Origin of the sequence: Caballeronia sp. EK, from assembly GCF_014384845.1 — a bacterium.
Taxonomy (GTDB): domain Bacteria; phylum Pseudomonadota; class Gammaproteobacteria; order Burkholderiales; family Burkholderiaceae; genus Caballeronia; species Caballeronia jiangsuensis.
Genome location: NZ_JACSUE010000010.1, coordinates 117,639 through 136,425, shown reverse-complemented (window position 1 = coordinate 136,425; position 18,787 = coordinate 117,639). Strand labels below are relative to the sequence as shown.

The window sequence follows — 18,787 nt, the reverse complement described above, 5'->3', positions numbered from 1 at the left end:
CAGGAGAGCTTGAGCGCGCAAATTATTAGGTTCCGGGCGCAGCGCGGGCCAGTCGTCGTTCGAGGGGGGGCGGACACGGCTGCGGGCGTGCTTCGCCAACTGCCCTTCGGGCAAGCCGGCTACATGTATGCAGGCCGTTTCAATCCGGTATCGACGTGAACCCACTCGCGCGTAGTGCGTCGACGGTCGTCAACAAGGTACGTGTCAAAGAGATGGTGCCTCGCTTTTGCGATTTGTGTCACTGCGACCGAGGCGGTGCATGCGGTCAACGGGGTGGACAGTAACGGTATGTCATCGCAATGCCGGCTTTCAGCGACGATCTGACGAACCGCGTTTTGACCTCGCAGATATTCCAGTACTTCTTTTCTCATGTGCGTGGTTCATGCTAACCGCCGACTATCTCTCCAAACTAAATCTCGTTCCAGAGAGCGAACGCGTCGCTCGGCTACCCGAACGGGTCGGCAATTCGATTGCTGATCTCGACGTGGTTGTGTTCAACGTGCCCGACGATGCATCGGATACCGACGCATGCATGACTCGTTAAAATATTCTGGTTGAAGACAATGCCAATACCATCATTGTGCGATTCAAGAAGAATGGCGCTGCGCACCTGGCCGCGATCGTTGCGCTCGCGGACAAACGAATCGACATCAATGGCGCTGCCCGGAGAGCGCTAGAGGCAAGCCGCGTATCGTTAGCTTCTCGCGACGAAGCTGTTAGCGCGTCTTGAATGGAATACGGCGGTATCACGGCGTTCGGCCTGCCTTTCGGCTGGCGAATACTGGTGGATACGGCTGATGCGTCCTGAGATGAGCACTCAGATCAGAACGTCCGAGAACGAGGGCGAAGCGGAGACGTGTTTTCATCGAGCCATTGCGATATCGCAACGTCAAGACGCCAAATCGTACGAGCAATGCTCAATGCGACTATCGATCGGTGCGTAGTTGACCGTTTTTTGGCGCCGCGAATACTCAACCACTGCAATCCGCTTCTTTCCAACGTTCGGCTGCGTCCGGGAGCGGGTCACTCGAACGGCTAACCACTTCAAAGCCTATTCGACGCATGACGCGAGGATGAGCAAAAGGCAGCGTTTGAGAAAGTTGGCTTGTACGTCAGGAAGGTGGCGGATCTACGAAGGTGAAGGTATTGGGCATTCTCGCCGTGCTGGCCGAACTGGGCTCGGCGAGTTGCAATGTGATCGGCAAAACGCCTATAATTGGAGGGCATTTTGCCAAAGGGACGGTCATGACAACAATCGCCTTCACACCGACCGGCACCGGAAACGCACGACGAGCGGAATACGCGCTGCTCGGTGAACTGCTTGACGCGCGCGTTCGGGATGATGCCGATCTCGCTGGACTGGCGCAGGATCGCATCAACGTCGACGTAATCGATCGACTCTCCGCTCAGGGGCTGAAGGCCGACGAACTGGCTTTCATCATTCCGCGGCGAACACTCACGCATCGTCGGCAGCTACACGAACGCTTGTCGACGGAGGAATCCGATCGAGCCATTCGGTTGGCGCGCATCGTCGCGCAGGCGAACGCCGCATTTGGAAGCAACGAAAAGGCCTTGGTTTGGTTGCGCGGTCGGCAGAAGCGCTTCGATGGCCTCAGCGCCCTTGGAATGGCTGCAACCGAGCATGGGGCGCGACTGGTCGAGGACGCGCTCGTACAGATTGACGAGGGATATTTCGCCTGATGGTTCTGTGGAGGATCAGCAACTACGCCGACCTGAAAGGCGTCGGTGGCCTGCGCGCTCCCGGTCGATGGCACTTTGCAGGACGGCCGGTGGTCTATCTGGCCGAGCACCCGGCCGGTGCTCTGCTCGAGACGCTCGTTCATCAAGAAGTTCGATCCACCGCCGATTTGCCCGACACATATCGTCTCCTGCGCGTGGCGATCGGTGACCAAGTGACGATTGCCGAATTAAGCGAGGGCGTTTTGCCGGAAAATTGGAGGGAGGATGCGTCCTACACGCAGTCCGCCGGCAGCGAATGGCTTGAGGGCGGATCAACAGCGTTGCTCAAAGTCCCCAGCGCGGTGATGCCTTTTGCCTACAACTACATTCTCAACCCCGTACATGCGGACGTCGCCCATATCAAGATAGAGATGGTGATCGACGTCCGGCATGATCCGCGCATCGTTCGCCTACTGACGCGCCCGTGAGGGGAGGACAGCCGATGAAAATATCGATCGAGCAAGCCAAGACCATCTATCGCGAAGCAATCGACCCCATGGCGAGCGACGGCGAATCAGCGAGTTGGTGGGAAGAGGTTACGGCGGAGGTGGAGGAGGTTGCCAGCGCGAGGACCGAGCGAGATGCCGCAGCGGTGATCGCGTGGTGGCATCACGATTGGTCTTTAGTTTCGGATACGCCTGCTGCCACAGTCAGACGCATCCGGCGCGCCGCGCGGGCAGCGAGGTGATCAGCTTAACCCTATCGAGAAGCTATTGCGGCGCATGCTACGCAACTATTCAATCGACGCTTCCTCGACCCGGGACCAGGTGCTGCAGTTCCTGAACGGACTCGGCATTCCTGCACGTTATGAGGTCGGGCCTACCGGTTTTTCGGACGGGTGCCGCATCGACCAAGGCACCTTGGTTATCGATCCCGAGTGTCGGATATCAACCGTGCTTCACGAAGCGGGCCATCTGGCGATCACACCGCGCTGCTTCCGATCTTTGATGGACGGCAACCTGTATGCAGGGCAGCGCGAGATGCTCAGATGCATTGACGAAAAGGGCGTGCACCCGGATGCGCCACTGTATCGGGCCGTCATTCAATGCTCGGACCCGGAGGCCACAGCATGGGCGTGGGCCGCCGGCGTGAGCCTTGGTCTTCCAGACAGGGAGACTATTCGCGACGATGAATACGCGTCACATCGACGATCGCGAGATCGGCGATGATCCGGTTCACGACGCTCGCGCCGGTGAGTGGCAATGAACAGCGAAGCGCCTTTTACGTACGGACTGGCCGTTTTCGCGTTGACCGTGATCTTTGTCGGTACCTGCTGGGCGAAAGGCGAAAAGCCGAAATCGCGGTGGCGAAGCGAAGAATGAGCCGCCCCGCAGTCTGAGTGACCATGTTATTAACTACGAGGTGTGTGAACGTCATAACAGCGGGGAGGTTCGCCGGAGCTTCTGGCCATGCGGCCCGAACGGGCCTCGGAAAGGCCGGCAAAGTCCCGTTGCCACGGTGATAAGAACCGCGACGAAGTCATCAACCTTGGGCTAAGGTGAACAGCAAAATCCGAAGGTTTCCTGCAATGGATCGTCTCTGCAATGCGAGCACGCGTATGGCGAATACATTATCGTTCGCTCTAGGCACCGCCTCTGAATGACGTCGTCGCAGTCACGGCATCATAGATCGAGAGCGCTCTCATGCCGGTACTCGTCTGGACTGTTCAGACGCGTCAAGTGTTTTCCCGCGAGCAGGGAAAGCCACCAGCAATAGAGCAGCGCCAGCCAGAAGAACGATCCCTAGCCCGATCAGCCCGTACTCGGCGTTGCCTGTTTGGGTCTTCACCCAGCCGACGAATGCCGGACTGACAAATCCACCTGTTCCACCGAGGCTCGTGATCATCGCAATACCTCCGGCTGCGGATGATCGCGGCAAGAACGTCTGCGGGATGGTCCAGAACACGACGAAGCCGCCATACGAGGCGGCGGCCGCGAGCGCGAGCAGGCCGATGCCCAGCGGCACGTTGTGACCCGCCAGCGGCAACAGAGCGAAAGCCAGTGCCGTGACCGCCGCGCTCGCAGCGACATGCCAGCGACGTTCCATGGTGCGGTCCGAGTGCGAACCGACGACATACGTTCCCAGCGCAGCCGCGACGAACACGAGCGACGAAAGCAGACCGACATCCAGCAGGTTCGTCACGCCCAGATCGCGAATGACCGTGGGCGCCCAGAAGCCGATGGCGTTGAACGGCATCATCACCGCGAAGTACACGAGCGCCGCGAGGTACACGCGCGGGTTGGCGAGCGCGCCGCGCAAACCGTTGAGATGGCCAGTATGCTTCGTCTTTTCTTCGGCGAGCAATTCGCCCTTGACGAGCGCCTTTTCGTTGTCGGTCAGCCAGTGAACGTCCGAAGGTGCATCGCCGAGCGCGAAGTACACGATGAAGCCGAGCATCACCGCCGGAATCCCTTCGAGCAGGAATAACCATTGCCAGCCGGGCAGACCGGCGATGCCCGTGAGGCGCGTCATGATGAAGCCCGATACCGGGCCGCCGACGATGCCCGCGACGGCCGTCGCCATCATGAAGAACGCGGTGACGCGCGCACGCCGCGCGCCGGGAAACCAGGACGCGAGATAGAAGATGATCCCCGGAAAGAAGCCCGCTTCCGTCACGCCAAGCAGGAAGCGCATGACGTAAAACTGCGTCGGCGTGCGCACGAACATCATGAGGCTGGACATCACACCCCACGCGAACATGATGCGCAAAAGCGTGCGGCGCGCGCCGATGCGCTGCATCCAGAGATTGCTCGGCACCTCGAAGAGCACGTAGCCGATGAAAAAGAGTCCCGCACCCAGGCCGTAAGTCGCCTCGGAGAAGCCGAGATCGTGCATGAACTGCAGTTTCGCGAAGCTGATGTTGACGCGGTCGATGTAGCTCACGACGTAGCAAAGAAACAGCAGCGGTAGGAGCCGGAAAAAGATCTTGCGGTACGTGCGCTCGACTTGGCCGGGAGAAAGCTCACTCTCGGCCCGCGTGTCAGTGGAGGAAAGGTCGTGCATGATCGGATCGTCTCGCGGAAATTGGCCGGAATCGAAAATCGAAAAGGCGCGTCATCGTCCGCGCCTGCGGAAAGAGCGAGGCGTCGCCTCACTATCCATCCATGGCTGCGCTTGCGCAATGCTCGTCTTCATTCGCGTCTCCTGCGCGCGCATCCGCCTGCTGCTTCGGCCGTGCAAGTGCATCGCCGGCGCGCACGCCCTGTCCTTGCGGCAGCACGAAGAGCGGATTGATGTCGAGTTCGCTCAGGCAGTCTTCCAGATCGAGCGCCATGTCCGACAGGGCGACGATCGTATCGGCGAGCGCATCGATGTCGGCGGCGGGTTTCCCGCGTGCGCCCTTCAGGATCGCGTAGGCGCGCAGCTCGCGGATCATCGCATGTGCTTCATCGCGCGTGACGGGCGCCAGACGAAAGGCCACGTCCTTGAGCACTTCGGCATAGATGCCACCGAGGCCGCACATCACGGCCGGCCCGAACGACGGATCGTTCTCGATGCCAACGATGATCTCCACCGCGTCACGAATCTCTTCCTGCAGCAACACCCCCTCGATGCGCGCGCCCGGCACATGATGCCGCGCGCTGGCGAGAATGGCGTCATGGGCTTCGACGAGCATCGCTTCGTCGCGAACGCCGATACGCACGGCACCCGCTTCGGTCTTGTGCGCAATGTCGGGCGACTGCACTTTGATGACGAGCGGAAAGCCGATCGAACGGGCTGCAACGCGTGCTTCGTCACAATCGCCGGCGAGCGCGCTTTTCGGGGCATCGATGCCATAGGCGCAAAGGAGGTCTTGCGCCGCGTGCTCGGTCAGATCGCTGCCGCTTTGCGAAAGAAGGGCGCGTGCGTGCGGCACGAAGCGGTGCGCAGGCCGGAGCACATGTCGCCGCACATCGTGCTCGCGTCTGGCTTGCGCATACGCGGACAACGCGGCGAGCGCGCGGGCGCAGCGCACGGGTGTTGGAAAGAGCGGCACGCCGGCGGCTTCGAGCACGCCGTATGCATCGTTTGCCATTTCGCGCCGCGCGTTCCACGAGACGATCAGCGGTTTGGTCGTCGCGCCATTCACGCGCGCGATCGCCTTGGCCATTGCGTGGGCGACGTCGCCGCTCGCAGCGGCCGCCATGATCGCGATGGAATCGATGTTCGGATCGTCCGCGATGATCTGCAGCGTATCGGCGAAGATGCGCGGATCGGCGAGAATGCCCGCCGTCAGATCGATGGGGTTGTTGAGCGACGCGAACGCGGGCACGAGCGGACGCAGACGTTCGAGCGTGTCGCATGCGAGCGACGGCAGCGACATGCCGTTCTGCACGCACACGTCCGTTGCGAGAATACCGGCACCACCCGACAGCGTCACGACGGCCACACGCCCGCCGCGCGGCAGACGCCGCATGCCAAAGGCCTTCGCGTAGTCGCCGAGATCGGCCACGTCGCTCACTTCGATCACGCCCGCCTGACGAAATGCCGTCCGGTACAGCGCCGACGCGCCGCCGAGATTCGCCGTGTGCGAAGCCGCCGCTTTCGCGCCATCGATTGTGTTGCCTACTTTCCAGGCAAGGATCGGCTTGCCGGCGTCGAGTGCGCGCCGGGCCACGTCGACGAGTCGCCGCGCGTCCTTGAGGCCCTCGATGTAAGCGGCGATCAGCGAAGTGTGCGGATCGTCGATGCACGCGTCGACGAGATCGAGCAGACTGACATCGGCTTCATTGCCGGTCGTGATGAAATGGCGCAGGCCGATACCGAGCTCGTCGGCCATCAGCAGCAGCGCACAGCCGAAGCCGCCGCTCTGCGAGATCAGCGAAAGATTGCCGCTGCGGTACGGCACGCCGAAGGGCGCGCCAAATCCCGCATACACAGGCCCGCTCGTGCTGACCAGCCCCTGACAGTTCGGTCCGATCACGCGCAGGCCGAAGCGCTTTGCGATATCCGCGCACTCCTGCTGCAGGGCCGCTCCCGCATCGCCCGCTTCGGCGAATCCCGAGCTGTAGACGATCGCGTATGGAATGCCGCGCTCGCCGCATTTGCGCAGCATCTGCGGCACGCGTTTCGCCGCGACGAGAATCAGCGCGAGATCGGGCGTGTCCGGCAGCGCGGCGATGCTCGGGCTGCATGCGACACCATCGATTTCCGCGTACTTCGGATTGACGGGGAAGAGCGTGCCGCGGTACCCGTGTTGCATGAGAAAGCGCATCGGCTGGCCGCTGATCGAGCGGGCGTCGTTCGATGCACCGACGATGGCGATCGAGCGCGGATTCACGAGACGTTCGATCGAGAGTTTCGGACTGTGGTTCATGGCGGCTCCCTTCACGCGACGCAGGCGGCATCGTTTCCGACGCGCTCGTCCCGCGCCGACGCGGCACGCTTCAGCGTGATCTTCGCGATGTTCAGCTGGTGTATCTGTGTCGTGCCTTCATAGATGCGAAATGCACGCACGTCGCGAAAAAAGCGTTCCACCGCATTGCCCGACAGATAACCCCGGCCGCCCAGCATCTGCACCGCGCGGTCCGCAACGCGCCCGCACATCTCCGACGCGAACATCTTGCACATCGAGGCTTCCAGCGTGACGTCCTCGCCGGCGTCGCGCTTGCGTGCGGCGGCGAGAATCATCGAGCGGGCCGCAAAGATTTCCGTCTGCGATTCGGCAATGAGCGCCTGAATGAGCTGAAACTCGGCGATGGGCCTGCCGAACTGCTCGCGCGTCATCGTGTAGGCGACGGCTTCCTCGAGCATGCGCATGGCCGGCCCCGTGCAGAGCGCCGCAAGATGAATGCGCTGCTTGTTGAGCACCTTCATGGCCGTGCGAAAACCTTGCCCTTCCACACCGCCGATGAGGTTCGCTGCAGGCACGTGGCACTCGCGCAGGTAGACATCACCCACGGGCGAGCCAGCCTGCCCCATTTTCTCGTAGGGTTCGCTTGTCGAAACACCAGGCATTGAGCGCTCGACGATGAACGCCGAAATGCCCGCCGCGCCGGGCTTCGACCAGTCCGTGCGCGCCATCACCGTGAACGCGTCCGCAATCGGCGCGTTGGTGATGAAGCACTTGCTGCCGTTCAGGATGTAATGGTCGCCGTCGCGACGGGCGGTCGTGGCAAGCGCCGTGGCATCGGATCCGGCCTCCGGCTCGGTGAGCGCGAACGCACCCGTCATTTCGCCAGACGCGAGACGCGGCAGATAGCGGCGCTTCTGATCGGGCGTGCCGTCGGCGACGAGCGCTTCCGAGCCGATGCCCGTGTTCGTGCCGACGCGCGCGCGGAACGCGACCGAAGCCTGCGACAGCACCATCGCGCCACGCACCAGTTGTTCGGTCGTGAGGCCGGCGCCGCCGAATTCGCGAGGAATGCTCCAGCCGAAATAGCCGAGGGCGCGCATCCGCTCGACGAGATCGGGCGGCACCTCATTCGTCTTTTCGACTTCGTTTTCGCGCGGTATCGCCTCGTCCCGCACGAAGCGTTCGACGCCCGCGAGCAGTGCGTCGAAAGTTGAATCGTTCTGCGTCATCTCTGTCTCCGCCATGTGGATCAATGTGTGAAGGCACTATCGGACAGAGCGCCCAACCAAAGCGGGTTTGTTCGACTATGCTGAACGGAGTTTGGATATGCGGAACGGCTTGGGCAAAATGGCTCTAAAAGTTGAGGAGAAACCCGAATATGTCCCGCCATGCGTCCGACACGCCCCCGCCGATCGGCGACTATGCCGATTCGAAAGTCCGTTACGAACCCGACGATTTCGAAGGCGATCGCCAGTTCGCGACGACGCTCGCGCGCGGGCTCGACATCCTGCAGTGCTTCACGCCGCGCGAATCGCAGCTCGGCAACGCGGAGCTAACCGCGCGCACAGGCATGACCAAGGCCACGATTTCGCGCTTCACTTACACGCTCACTCGGCTCGGCTATCTGCGCGTGAATCGACTCAACAACAAGTTTCAGCTCGGCTCGGCCGTGCTCTCGCTCGGCTATCCACTGCTTGCGAGTCTCACAGTCCGGCAGATCGCGCGGCCTTCGATGCGGGAACTCGCCGATCAGGTCCGCGGTTCCGTGTCGCTCGGCATGCGCGACCGGTTGAACGTCGTGTATCTGGAAAGCAGCCGCAGTGCGACGCCGCTCGGGCTGCCCGCGGATATCGGCCTGAGCTACCCGATCGTGCGCACGGCAATGGGGCGGGCGCTGCTCGCGGCTATGCCGCTCGAGCGGCGCGAGGCGGTGTGCAACGAGATTTCCGTCAAGACGTCCGGGGACTGGACGACATTTCGCGATCGTGTCATCGCGAGCATCGAATCATTTCACCAGCGCGGATTTTGTGCATCGTACGGTGATCTGCGGCGCGAAGTGCATGCGGTCGCGGTGCCGATGAAGCCTGCCGCCGACGGCGAGATACTCGTATTCAATTGCGGCGTGCCGTCGTATCTCCTGAAAGAAGGGCAACTGGAGGGCGATATCGGGCCACGCCTCGTTTCAATGGTTCGTGCGCTCGAGGTTGCAATGGGAATTTTCTAGTTTGAGCGTTGAGGTCCCACCCTCAAGCAATGATTCAATTGCCTTCAGATCGGCGATAGAACTCCATCGTTGCCGCATGTCGGCGTCGCCCAGACCACGCGACACGAGCCACCGATTCAGGTCTGCTGCGAGGCTCGTGAAGGGCAGCGGCAGCCCGACCGATCGGCCGAGATCTTGCGCGTTTTGCATATCCTTGAGCATGTTTGCGATTCGGCCCGTTGGCGTGTAGTCCCGGTTCGCAAACTTGGCGAAAAATTCCCGGAAGATCACGGAGTCGGCACGGCCGCCAGTCAGCGCCTCGACCACGCGCTGCGGATCAAGATTCGCCGCGCCGGCAAGCGACGCCGACTCGGACATTGCGAACAGTCCAATGCCGACCAGAACTTGGTTGATGATCTTGACCGTCTGACCGGAGCCCGCCGGACCGAGGTTCGTCATGCGGTTCGAAATGCTCGAGAAGATTCCTTCCGCTTGTTCAACATGCTCTTCGACGTTGCCGCCGATACCGCCATTCGGCACCTGGGCGTGCCCTCGCCGACGCGGCCCGAGTTCTGCGCCCATATTGCTCCGCTAATCAAGCGTGCCGGCACGGCTATCTGGACTAGCCAGAGCGCTCTAGACAAAGTGGCTTGCCAGATGACCTATCGATTGTGTGTGACGATACTTTTAATCTACTGCCGATACTGACGATTTCAATTATCGGTCGGAGGCGGGTAAGCCCTTTGACGGAGCCATTTGCGAAAAATGGTCATCGCCTTGATCAAGCGCGAGTCGGTCACCCCTCTCGAACATACCGCTTATTCATTCCTCTGCGCCTGAGGTTTCGAATGACAACATTCGTGGACTACCCGGCTGTTTTGTTCGTCGTTATTCTCGCGTTGCTTGTAGGCGCAGTGGCGTTCGGTGCATTCGCTTTACGTCCTCTCGTGGTACTACCGCCAGAAGACCGCGACGACTTTCATATCATTCAGACATCGACGCTGACACTGCTTGCGCTCCTGATCGGATTCAGCCTTTCGATGGCCGTGAACCGCTACGATCTTCGCAAGACCCTTGAGGAGAGTGAAGCCAACGCCATTGGTACCGAATATTCGCGAGCGGATCTCGTCCATCCGGTTCCAGGAGCAAAAATCAAGGCGGCACTGATTCAGTATACAAAGCTGAGACTGTCTAACTACAGGACACGGGGTCGCGACGAACTTGCACAAATCAATCGCGATTCGGCGGAGGTGCAAGCGGAGTTATGGCAACTGGCGACGCAAGTGGCGGAGGAGCAGGCGACACCCATTGGTGCACTTGTTGTCTCCGGCATGAACGATGTCCTGAACTCCCAAGACTACGCGGAAGCCGCGCGAATCAATCACATTCCAATTGGCGCGTGGTATCTGATGATCATCATCGCGCTTGTCGGCTGTGTCGTGCAGGGTTACGGAGCGAAAGGCAACCTCCGTAAAGGACTGCTCATCACGATTCTCCCGGCCACGGTCGCGCTGTCACTCGCACTCATCGCAGATATTGATAGCCCAAAAGGTGGGCTCATCCGGGTTGAGCCAAAAGATCTGACAAGGCTTGCGAATTCCCTTGAAAGATAAGCTGGCTGAACTACCTGTCGTATGAGATGGCAGGCGACCGAAGCTGCCCCTATGACCCCTATGACTATCGGATGGACGTGACGGGGCCGAAAAAGAAAAAGCTTGCCAAGCGCTCGTTGAAGTTATATCGATGAAGCGCTATAAGTGTCCGGCGTTGGAAGCTTTTTGCGACCGATAATCGCACTTGCATGTGTGCCGTTTCCGTGGAATACCGTTTGGATCGACATCTAGGGGAAAAAATGAACCTTGGTGATTGCTTCTCGACGCTGGCGCAGCCGACTAAACGCGCGCCTTTCGCCTTGGTTGCGGCCGGCATACTGAGCGTTGCGATCAACGTGCAGGCCCAGACCAGCTCACAGCAGACCACGAAACCAAACATCGTATTGATTGTAGGCGACGATGTTGGCTGGGGCGATCTCGGTGTCTATGGCGGTGGTGAAGGACGTGGAATTCCGACGCCCAATCTTGACCGGATGGCGGACGAAGGAATGACCTTCTTCGATTTCTACGGTCAACCGAGTTGCACGCCAGGCCGCGCCGCGCTTCAGACTGGACGCAATCCGAATCGCAGCGGCATGACGACCGTTGCGTTTCAGGGCCAGGGCGGTGGGCTTCCACGCGCCGAGTGGACCTTGGCGTCCGTCTTGAAGCTTGCCAACTACAAGACGTATTTCACGGGTAAATGGCACCTGGGCGAGGCAGATTACGCGCTACCCAACGCTCAGGGCTACGACGACATGAAATATGTCGGCTTGTATCACCTGAACGCTTATACGTATGCCGATCCAAAATGGTTTCCGGAAATGGATCAGCAAACCCGCGACATGTTCACCAAGGTGACCACGGGCATGCTTTCCGGGAAGGCAGGTGAGAAGGCTCACGAAGAGTTCAAGCTAAACGGTCAGTACCAGAACGAGCCGGACAAACGGATCGTCGGCATCCCGTTCGTCGATCGCTACATCGAGAAAGCCGCGCTCGACGATATAGACGAGGCTGCGCAAAGCGGCCAGCCGTTCTTTATCAATGTGAACTTCATGAAGGTTCACCAGCCCAACATGCCCGATCCCGACTACATCGGCAAATCGCTGGCGAAGTCCAAGTACGCGGACTCGCTCGTCGAACTCGATGCGCGGGTAGGCCACATACTCGACAAGCTGCGTGAGAAAGGTCTCGACAAGAACACGCTGGTGTTGTTCACAACCGATAACGGCGCCTGGCAGGACGTCTATCCGGACGCTGGCTATACCCCGTTCCGAGGCACGAAAGGAACCGATCGTGAGGGCGGCACGCGCGTGCCGGCCATCGCTTGGTGGCCGGGCAAGATCAAGCCCCACTCACGAAACTACGACATTGTGGGCGGTCTCGACTGCATGGCGACGTTCGCCGCGGTGGCGGGAGTCGACCTGCCGAAGAACGATCGCGAAGGTAAGCCGATTATTTTCGACAGCTACGACATGTCGCCCGTGCTTTTTGGCACAGGCAAGAGCAAGCGCACTGCATGGTTCTATTTCACCGAGAACGAATTGACGCCGGGTGCAGTGCGAGTCGGTCAGTTCAAGGCGGTGTTCAACCTGCGCGGCGACGCAGGCGTGAAGACCGGTGGACTGGCGGTGGACTCGAACCTCGGGTGGAAGGGCCCCGAGAGCTACGTCGCGACAGTGCCGCAGGTATTCGACCTGTACCAGGACCCGCAGGAGCGCTACGACATCTTCATGAACAACTATACCGAACACACCTGGACGCTCCCGGCCTTGAGCGGCGCGGTGAAAGAGGAGATGAAGACATACGTGAAGTACCCGCCGCGCAAGGCGCAGAGCGAAGCGTACGCTGGCCCCATTACGCTCAGTCAATACGAGCGGCTGAAGTACGTGCGCGAAGAACTGGAGAAAAATGGATTCAGCATTCCGCTGCCGACGGGGAATTGATTTGCCCAAGGATCAAGATCAAGCAAGGTCCTGCTGCTGAATAAGAGGCGACGAGTTGCCAGCGTATGGCGCGAAATGAGGAGGGAAGATGCGCTTCGCAGCCGATTCTGCGCGTGGAGGACATGCGCCTGGCATTCTGGTGGGGTGGCTCGTCTGTCTGTGCGTCGCGCTGACAGGGTGCGGCACTACAAATACGGTTGAGCAAAGTCATAGCAACGCGCCGCCGGCAGTATCGGTTACTCCGTCCGCTGCGGTACTCCCATCGTGGCAGGACGGCGCAGCGCGCGCGGCGATTCTGAAGTTCATCTCCGACGTGACGCGTGAGGGTGCATCAAGCTACGTGCCTCCGGAAGCACGCATTGCCGTGTTCGACAACGACGGCACGCTATGGAGCGAGCAACCGATGCCCTTCCAGCTACTTTTCATGATCGACCAAGTGAAGGCGGCCGCGCCGCGCCATCCGGAATGGCAGAACAATCCTGCCTATAAGGCCTTGCTCGCACACGACGCTGCGGCACTCGAGCAAAACAAGAAGGCTCTGCTGCAATTGCTCGCGACCGCTAACAGCGGCATGACGACGGACGAGTACGATCGCGCAATAAGTACGTGGCTTTCCGCCACCCGACATCCCACACTTCAGCGACCCTTCACCGAACTCATCTACCAGCCGCAACTCGAATTGCTGGACCTTTTGCGAACTAATGGCTTCAAAATCTGGATCGTCTCGGGCGGCACGGCCGAATTCATGCGCGTCTGGGCGAGCCAGGCTTACGGCATCCCTCCGGAGCAGATCGTGGGCACGGAAGAGAAGCTCAGGTATCAGTTGCGTGAGGGCAAGCCCGCGTTGGTGCGTGAACCCGGTTTTGCTTTCGTCGACGACGGCCCTGGTAAGCCAGTGGGAATTTTTCGCGTGATCGGGCGGCGTCCGATCCTCGCGTTTGGCAATTCGGACGGCGACAGGGAAATGCTCGAGTACACCGCCGGCGGCCCGGGTGAAACGCTGGCGCTATTGCTGCACCACGACGATGCCGAAAGGGAGTTCGCCTATGATCGGCAATCCGCGCTCGCCCGACTCGACAAGGCGTGGGACCAGGCGCTGGCGCGCGGATGGGTCGTCGTCAGCATGAAGCAAGACTGGAAGACCGTGTATCCCGCGCCAAAATCCTAGCGGGAAGCGCCGGTAGTGTCGAAGCTGCGACTAAACCAGCAGGAGCCGAGATGGATGAGATCAGCGGCAGTACATTAGTGCAGCCGATTTTCTTTCACGCGACGCGACCGCTCGCGCCGGAACCGGCCGCGCCAGCGCAGAAGGGACGATTCCATACGATGGCCAAGGCCATTGGCTCGACCTGCAACATCGACTGTACCTACTGCTATTACCTGCACAAGGAACACCTGCTCGATCAGCGTCGCGGCCGGCGGATGGAAGTGTCGATGCTGGAACGCTACATCCGCCAGTACATCGAGGCGCAAAACGGCGACGAGATCATCTTCTCGTGGCAGGGCGGCGAGCCGACGATGCTCGGCGTCGATTTCTTCCGCGATATCGTTGAAATTCAGAAGAAGCATGCCCCGGCCGGGCGTCACATTTCGAACGATCTTCAGACGAACGCGACCCTGCTGGACGACGAATGGTGCAGGTTTCTGAAGGAACATGATTTTCTGGTTGGCGTCAGTATCGACGGGCCACGTGAGTTGCATGACGCGTTCCGCCGCGATCGCAAGGGCCAGCCCACATTCGACAAGGTGATGGAGGGCGTTGGCTATCTGAGGAAGCACGGCGTGAAGTTCAACACGCTCACGGTCGTCAACCGCATCAACGCCAAGAAGCCTCTCGACGTATACCGTTTCCTGCGTAATGAATTGGATTCCCGATACATCCAGTTCATCCCGTGCGTGGAGCCGAAGGACTTTCGCAGCGTTGCGCCCCAGCATTGGCCGCCCGACGCGATGCCGATGCTGGGAAGCAGCGCCGCCAGACCGGGCAACGCGGACTCGGTCGTGACGGAGTGGTCGGTCGATCCCGACGACTGGGGCTACTTCCTGTCGCGAACCTTCGACGAATGGCATAGAAAAGACGTGGGTCGCGTGCTGGTGAACCTGTTCGAGACGGCCGTCGTGCAGACGATGGGGCGTCCCGCGCAGACGTGTGTGACCGCCGAGTTCTGTGGCAAGGCGCTTGCAATTGAACATGACGGCGAAGTCTATGCCTGCGATCACTATGTGTACCCGGCCTTTTCGCTTGGCAATATCCGGACGACGCATCTGGGCGAGATGGCGTTCTCGCCACAGCAGCAACGCTTCGGCTACGCAAAGCGGGACACGCTTCCTGAATATTGCCGTCAATGCCGGCATCTGAGGGTGTGCTGGGGAGAGTGTCCCAAGAATCGCTTCATCCGCAGTCCGGACGGTCAGGCCGGACTGAATTATCTCTGCAGTGGCATCAGACGATTTCACGATCACGCCGGGCCTGCGCTCAGACAAATTGCGAAGCAATGCGTGTGAGCGATCTTAACGCCCGTGTAGCGTGATGATGTTTGGAGTGCCTGTCGACCCGTTACATCGCTTGTTCCAATGCCCGTTGTTCTTCATCAAGAGACGGCCGGCCCACCGAGTGTCGAACGGCCGCAGCGGGTCGAAGATCGCCCACTCCACCAAGTGCACAATCAATCTCCCTTCGTGGAAGAGGAGATTGTCATGGAAACGCTTACTTCTTCCGGCGCTCGCCGGGTGCCATGGAATAAGGGGAGGCTGACCGGCCAGAAACCTCCGTTGAAGCTTCGGGAAATATGGGCGATTCGAACGAGGCTGCAGATGTCTTCCAACGCACGCGAGTTGGCGATGTTCAACCTTGCCATCGACAGCAAGCTTCGGGCGTGCGATTTAACGCGCTTGCAGGTTCAAGACGTCTGCATGGGAGGTCACGTGGTCTCGCGAGCGACTTTCATGCAGCAGAAGACGCAGCGACCAGTCCAGTTCGAAATCACGGAGCAAACCCGGCAGAGTGTCGCGGCCTGGATCTCGGCTCGGGGGCTGAAGCCCGCCGACTGTCTGTTTCCCAGTCGACTGCACGCGTCAGCGCACGTGTCCACGCGCCAGTATGCACGCATCGTACATCGTTGGGTCGCATCAATCGGGCTGGATGACGCCGCGTATGGCACCCACACGATGCGCCGCACGAAGGCAGCCCTGATATATCGACGCACTAAGAACCTGCGCGCGGTTCAGTTGCTCTTGGGCCATACCAAGCTTGAGAGCACGGTTCGATACCTCGGTATCGAGGTGGACGACGCGCTTGAGATGGCCGAACAAACCGAAGTCTGATAACTGTTGGCCGGTGAGCGGGCGCTTGCCGGCCATAAGGCGACGATCGCGCATCACGATCGAACGCCCGCTCCCGGTTGTACATCGGTCGGGCGAAGCCGGTCACAATCGTCGGCCGCGATAGGTTGCGGAGGATCAACTTGTATGTTGAGCGTACCGGCTCGGCCCTATGTCGTCACTTTTTGACGTAACCGCTCAGCGACCAACCGTGCGATGGCCGCAGGTGCTTGATCCGGGATGGCGAAAACCGAGCTCACGTTGATCTCGCAAAGAACGAAGGTATCCTTGCCAGCCTCAGTGCGCGGACCATAGAGAAAGTCAGCGTCCCAGATAACTGGCAGCGATTTGACGTCGATGTTGAGCAGCGCCATCAACTGTGGTGTCCACTCCCGCTCCATCTGGTTCCTGAGATCCTGAAAGGCTTCAGCCGTTGCCGCGTGCATGATGCGTGGGCCGGGTTGCGCGGATACTGAGTCCGGTCCCTTGGGCGGAGGCGGCATGAGGGCCTTGATGAATTGATGTCCGTATCCGACCACCCTATCGGCGCCCATGTAACAGCGAATCATGCCGTCGGCGAGACGAGGCTGAAAGGGTTGATCGACAATACAGCCTCCCGAGTCGAGGAAGGGTTCGCATCGAGCGATGAATTCGCTAAGCGGCATTTCCTCTGGCACGCTGCCCTTTCGCGCGTGCAGCACGCGTACCCTTGAAGGTGCGCCGACAGTCGAAGGAGAAATTTCGACTCGCCACACACCCAGCCCGCCATTTCCTCTGTTCTGTTTGAGCACGCGCGGCCCGTCCCTGCTCAGCCGATCGGGAAATTCGTTCGAGAAGTCGTCCATGCTCGAATAGAGATAGGTATCGGTTCCCCATCCAAAGTGGCGGGTGCGATACAGCACTTCCTTTACGCCCATTTTCGAGATCACGTCCGGATGGGCGCTGACCCAAGGTCCACGCGATGCAACGTCACACAGAAGTGCATTGAGCGCCGTCCGATCTCGACCATCGTGGATAGGATCGACCCATACCAACACGCCATCGACATTGAGTAATTGAGCGCGGATATCTTCCGTCATCTCTTCCGAATAGACGGCAGGTTCAGCCGCTATGCCGAGCGAGGCGAGCTCCTCGAAAACACGAAAGAACCGGTTGTTGTTCGCTGTTGCCTTTTCCCGCGCTTCGGCGTCGCCGCGCCAGAGTATCGCGACCTTTCCCGTTGTCGTGTTCATTTTGGCGTCGTCTACTCCTGCAGTGGTTGAGGTTGCAAAGGCCGCCTGCGTAGGCCGGACGCTTTACGGCCGTACCGGATACCACGCGCCATTCAGCCCATCGCCTTGGTGGTCCCCCGGCTTTTTGTCCATTCTCCCGTGATGAAGCGAACGGCCTTGATAAGCCCACTGGCGTTCTCCCTTCGCCGTCTTTATGATCGACAAGCGGCCTGTTGGCTCATCGTTCGAGTCGGCAATGGCCGGAGGAAAATTCTGTTCGCAGTCGCCTTCACAAGCGGTTGAATCAGGATGTCCATGTCCGGCAAAGGCATACAACGTCATGCCGTGGTCGTCGACCATCAATCCGTCGATCATATGCGGCGGGGCTGCATTGGCCTGAGTTGCAAGCAGCGCTGCGAGTAAAGCAACGAGTGTTTGTGTCATGGCCTTCTCTCGTTTGTGTACGTGATCGACAGGTGAACAGGGCGTCGATTATTGCGTCGCTTCGAACACGCTCAAAGCAGTATGACCATCAAGGTTTTCCAGTGGAAAGTAAGCTCGATTTGTCGACTGATCGACTCCCACGACATGCGCATTCGGCCCGGCGACAAATTCACCGAGCTTGGTGACGCTGCTCGATGCAACTCGAAATATCGTTGCCGGCCCGGATTCGCTCGCGACATAAAGGTAGTTATACGCTTCGTCATAAGCGAGCACATCGGGCCCCGCGCCAACTCTAAAGGAGGCCGTCACTCGCTTCGTTCGCATGTCGAAGACAAGAAGTGCGGCGTTACCCTCGCAAGCAATGAAGGCAAGACGATGTCCCGAATCGATCAGCAAACCGTGATTGCCCTTCGCGCCGCGCAGGTCGTAACGCGCGATGACCGTGTCCGACGATGGGTCGATCTCGACAAGCTGCGTGCGTGTCTGCAAATTTACGAAAACGTGGCGGGAAACGGGATCGTATTGCGTATTGCCCGCTTCCCCGCCTAACGCAATCGTGGCGACTTTTGTGTTGGACCGGACATCGACGACCGTTTCATCGCCGCCTCGTTCGTCGGAAACGTACAGCTTGTGAACTTCGGGCGCGTAGGCAAGCCCGTCGGGATAGCCGCCGGTCGCAATTCGAGCAGTGACAGTCATGGTGGCTGGATCAATGGCTACGACTTCCTTGGTTCCGGTCGCCGTTGCATAAGCGCGTCCTAGCTCGGGAATCGCCAATACGCCGTGGACCGAACTCACATCGCTGATTCGTCCGACGACCCGCGATGCGTTCACATCGAAGACGATGACCTCGCTGTCGCCGAGATGTGCCATGTAGAGCAAACGCCGGCCAGGGTCGAAGCTCACGTAATCGAGCCGGGTGGGGCGACCGCCGAGCGGTATATCGGCCACCTTATGCAGTGGTACTGCGCGGGTATCCGAAGCGCAAACCGAGTTGATCGACAGGCCGAACGATATCCATCCAACGAACAGGACCATACATGCCGACGCGCCGG

General features: G+C 60.0%; 17 protein-coding genes. 10 read left to right on the top strand and 7 right to left on the bottom strand.

Annotated features, from left to right (window positions below; genetic code table 11):
- Positions 1-1,245 precede the first annotated feature (1,245 nt).
- From IAG25_RS28025 to IAG25_RS28010, 4 genes are read left to right on the top strand one after another with little or no spacing between them, the layout of a single operon-like run.
- Positions 1,246-1,701 carry an antitoxin Xre/MbcA/ParS toxin-binding domain-containing protein gene (locus tag IAG25_RS28025; RefSeq protein WP_187607868.1) on the top strand — a complete coding sequence of 152 codons (456 nt, stop codon included), beginning with the start codon at positions 1,246-1,248 and terminating at the stop codon, positions 1,699-1,701.
- Positions 1,698-2,168 (top strand): RES family NAD+ phosphorylase, encoded by a 471-nt coding sequence (locus IAG25_RS28020; RefSeq protein WP_187607867.1) that lies wholly within the window; start codon positions 1,698-1,700, stop codon positions 2,166-2,168. Before IAG25_RS28025 ends, IAG25_RS28020 begins: the two co-directional genes overlap by 4 nt.
- Positions 2,169-2,182: 14 nt before the next feature.
- On the top strand, positions 2,183-2,428 hold the full coding sequence (locus IAG25_RS28015) for a hypothetical protein (RefSeq protein ID WP_187607722.1): 246 nt from the start codon (positions 2,183-2,185) through the stop codon (positions 2,426-2,428).
- Between the two features lie 34 nt (positions 2,429-2,462).
- Positions 2,463-2,909: a hypothetical protein gene (locus IAG25_RS28010; RefSeq protein WP_187607721.1), complete on the top strand. Its 447-nt coding sequence runs from the start codon at positions 2,463-2,465 to the stop codon at positions 2,907-2,909.
- Between the two features lie 472 nt (positions 2,910-3,381).
- Here the strand turns inward: IAG25_RS28010 and IAG25_RS28005 are convergent, their stop codons facing one another.
- The 3 genes from IAG25_RS28005 to IAG25_RS27995 form a co-directional block, all read right to left on the bottom strand.
- Complete coding sequence (locus tag IAG25_RS28005) at positions 3,382-4,743, bottom strand: MFS transporter (protein ID WP_187607720.1); 1,362 nt, start codon at positions 4,741-4,743, stop codon at positions 3,382-3,384.
- A gap of 91 nt (positions 4,744-4,834) precedes the next feature.
- A complete protein-coding gene (locus IAG25_RS28000) occupies positions 4,835-7,036 on the bottom strand; it encodes an acetate--CoA ligase family protein (protein WP_222946672.1) in 2,202 nt (733 codons plus the stop codon).
- An 11-nt stretch (positions 7,037-7,047) separates the two neighbouring features.
- Positions 7,048-8,244: an acyl-CoA dehydrogenase family protein gene (locus tag IAG25_RS27995; RefSeq protein WP_187607718.1), complete on the bottom strand. Its 1,197-nt coding sequence runs from the start codon at positions 8,242-8,244 to the stop codon at positions 7,048-7,050.
- A 149-nt stretch (positions 8,245-8,393) separates the two neighbouring features.
- On the opposite strand from IAG25_RS27995, the gene IAG25_RS27990 reads away from it, so the two are divergent.
- On the top strand, positions 8,394-9,239 hold the full coding sequence (locus tag IAG25_RS27990) for an IclR family transcriptional regulator (protein ID WP_187607717.1): 846 nt from the start codon (positions 8,394-8,396) through the stop codon (positions 9,237-9,239).
- Here the strand turns inward: IAG25_RS27990 and IAG25_RS27985 are convergent.
- On the bottom strand, positions 9,198-9,800 hold the full coding sequence (locus IAG25_RS27985; RefSeq protein ID WP_187607716.1) for an NAD(P)-dependent oxidoreductase: 603 nt from the start codon (positions 9,798-9,800) through the stop codon (positions 9,198-9,200). The two genes, IAG25_RS27990 and IAG25_RS27985, sit on opposite strands and share 42 nt — an antisense overlap.
- Positions 9,801-10,066: 266 nt before the next feature.
- On the opposite strand from IAG25_RS27985, the gene IAG25_RS27980 reads away from it, so the two are divergent.
- From IAG25_RS27980 to IAG25_RS27960, 5 genes are all read left to right on the top strand, one after another.
- On the top strand, positions 10,067-10,831 hold the full coding sequence (locus IAG25_RS27980) for a bestrophin-like domain (RefSeq protein ID WP_187607715.1): 765 nt from the start codon (positions 10,067-10,069) through the stop codon (positions 10,829-10,831).
- 239 nt (positions 10,832-11,070) lie between these two features.
- The gene (locus IAG25_RS27975; protein WP_187607714.1) at positions 11,071-12,756 is read left to right on the top strand and encodes an arylsulfatase; all 1,686 of its coding nucleotides are present in this window, start codon (positions 11,071-11,073) and stop codon (positions 12,754-12,756) included.
- Positions 12,757-12,844: 88 nt separating this feature from the next.
- On the top strand, positions 12,845-13,924 hold the full coding sequence (locus tag IAG25_RS27970) for an HAD family hydrolase (protein ID WP_187607713.1): 1,080 nt from the start codon (positions 12,845-12,847) through the stop codon (positions 13,922-13,924).
- Positions 13,925-13,974: 50 nt separating this feature from the next.
- Positions 13,975-15,261 carry an anaerobic sulfatase maturase gene (locus tag IAG25_RS27965; protein ID WP_222946671.1) on the top strand — a complete coding sequence of 429 codons (1,287 nt, stop codon included), beginning with the start codon at positions 13,975-13,977 and terminating at the stop codon, positions 15,259-15,261.
- A 192-nt stretch (positions 15,262-15,453) separates the two neighbouring features.
- The gene (locus IAG25_RS27960) at positions 15,454-16,080 is read left to right on the top strand and encodes a tyrosine-type recombinase/integrase (protein ID WP_187607712.1); all 627 of its coding nucleotides are present in this window, start codon (positions 15,454-15,456) and stop codon (positions 16,078-16,080) included.
- Positions 16,081-16,247: 167 nt separating this feature from the next.
- Here IAG25_RS27960 and IAG25_RS27955 read toward each other — a convergent pair whose 3' ends face one another.
- The 3 genes from IAG25_RS27955 to IAG25_RS27945 all read right to left on the bottom strand — a co-directional run bounded on the left by IAG25_RS27955 (position 16,248) and on the right by IAG25_RS27945 (position 18,770).
- A complete protein-coding gene (locus IAG25_RS27955; RefSeq protein ID WP_187607711.1) occupies positions 16,248-17,309 on the bottom strand; it encodes a Cj0069 family protein in 1,062 nt (353 codons plus the stop codon).
- A 63-nt stretch (positions 17,310-17,372) separates the two neighbouring features.
- Positions 17,373-17,732 (bottom strand): COG4315 family predicted lipoprotein, encoded by a 360-nt coding sequence (locus tag IAG25_RS27950; protein ID WP_187607710.1) that lies wholly within the window; start codon positions 17,730-17,732, stop codon positions 17,373-17,375.
- A gap of 48 nt (positions 17,733-17,780) precedes the next feature.
- Positions 17,781-18,770 carry a YncE family protein gene (locus IAG25_RS27945; protein WP_255503978.1) on the bottom strand — a complete coding sequence of 330 codons (990 nt, stop codon included), beginning with the start codon at positions 18,768-18,770 and terminating at the stop codon, positions 17,781-17,783.
- Between the last annotated feature and the right edge of the window lie 17 nt (positions 18,771-18,787).

Excerpts from the sequence above, each read along its gene's own strand:
- IAG25_RS27965 (WP_222946671.1), top strand. The coding sequence starts at position 13,975 with ATGGATGAGATCAGCGGCAGTACATTAGTGCAGCCGATTTTCTTTCAC.
- IAG25_RS27950 (WP_187607710.1), bottom strand. The coding sequence starts at position 17,732 with ATGACACAAACACTCGTTGCTTTACTCGCAGCGCTGCTTGCAACTCAG.
- IAG25_RS27975 (WP_187607714.1), top strand. The coding sequence starts at position 11,071 with ATGAACCTTGGTGATTGCTTCTCGACGCTGGCGCAGCCGACTAAACGC.
- IAG25_RS28005 (WP_187607720.1), bottom strand. The coding sequence starts at position 4,743 with ATGCACGACCTTTCCTCCACTGACACGCGGGCCGAGAGTGAGCTTTCT.
- IAG25_RS28000 (WP_222946672.1), bottom strand. The coding sequence starts at position 7,036 with ATGAACCACAGTCCGAAACTCTCGATCGAACGTCTCGTGAATCCGCGC.
- IAG25_RS27990 (WP_187607717.1), top strand. The coding sequence starts at position 8,394 with ATGTCCCGCCATGCGTCCGACACGCCCCCGCCGATCGGCGACTATGCC.
- IAG25_RS28010 (WP_187607721.1), top strand. The coding sequence starts at position 2,463 with ATGCTACGCAACTATTCAATCGACGCTTCCTCGACCCGGGACCAGGTG.
- IAG25_RS27945 (WP_255503978.1), bottom strand. The coding sequence starts at position 18,770 with ATGGTCCTGTTCGTTGGATGGATATCGTTCGGCCTGTCGATCAACTCG.
- IAG25_RS27955 (WP_187607711.1), bottom strand. The coding sequence starts at position 17,309 with ATGAACACGACAACGGGAAAGGTCGCGATACTCTGGCGCGGCGACGCC.
- IAG25_RS27985 (WP_187607716.1), bottom strand. The coding sequence starts at position 9,800 with ATGGGCGCAGAACTCGGGCCGCGTCGGCGAGGGCACGCCCAGGTGCCG.
- IAG25_RS27980 (WP_187607715.1), top strand. The coding sequence starts at position 10,067 with ATGACAACATTCGTGGACTACCCGGCTGTTTTGTTCGTCGTTATTCTC.
- IAG25_RS28015 (WP_187607722.1), top strand. The coding sequence starts at position 2,183 with ATGAAAATATCGATCGAGCAAGCCAAGACCATCTATCGCGAAGCAATC.
- IAG25_RS28025 (WP_187607868.1), top strand. The coding sequence starts at position 1,246 with ATGACAACAATCGCCTTCACACCGACCGGCACCGGAAACGCACGACGA.
- IAG25_RS27995 (WP_187607718.1), bottom strand. The coding sequence starts at position 8,244 with ATGACGCAGAACGATTCAACTTTCGACGCACTGCTCGCGGGCGTCGAA.
- IAG25_RS27970 (WP_187607713.1), top strand. The coding sequence starts at position 12,845 with ATGCGCTTCGCAGCCGATTCTGCGCGTGGAGGACATGCGCCTGGCATT.
- IAG25_RS27960 (WP_187607712.1), top strand. The coding sequence starts at position 15,454 with ATGGAAACGCTTACTTCTTCCGGCGCTCGCCGGGTGCCATGGAATAAG.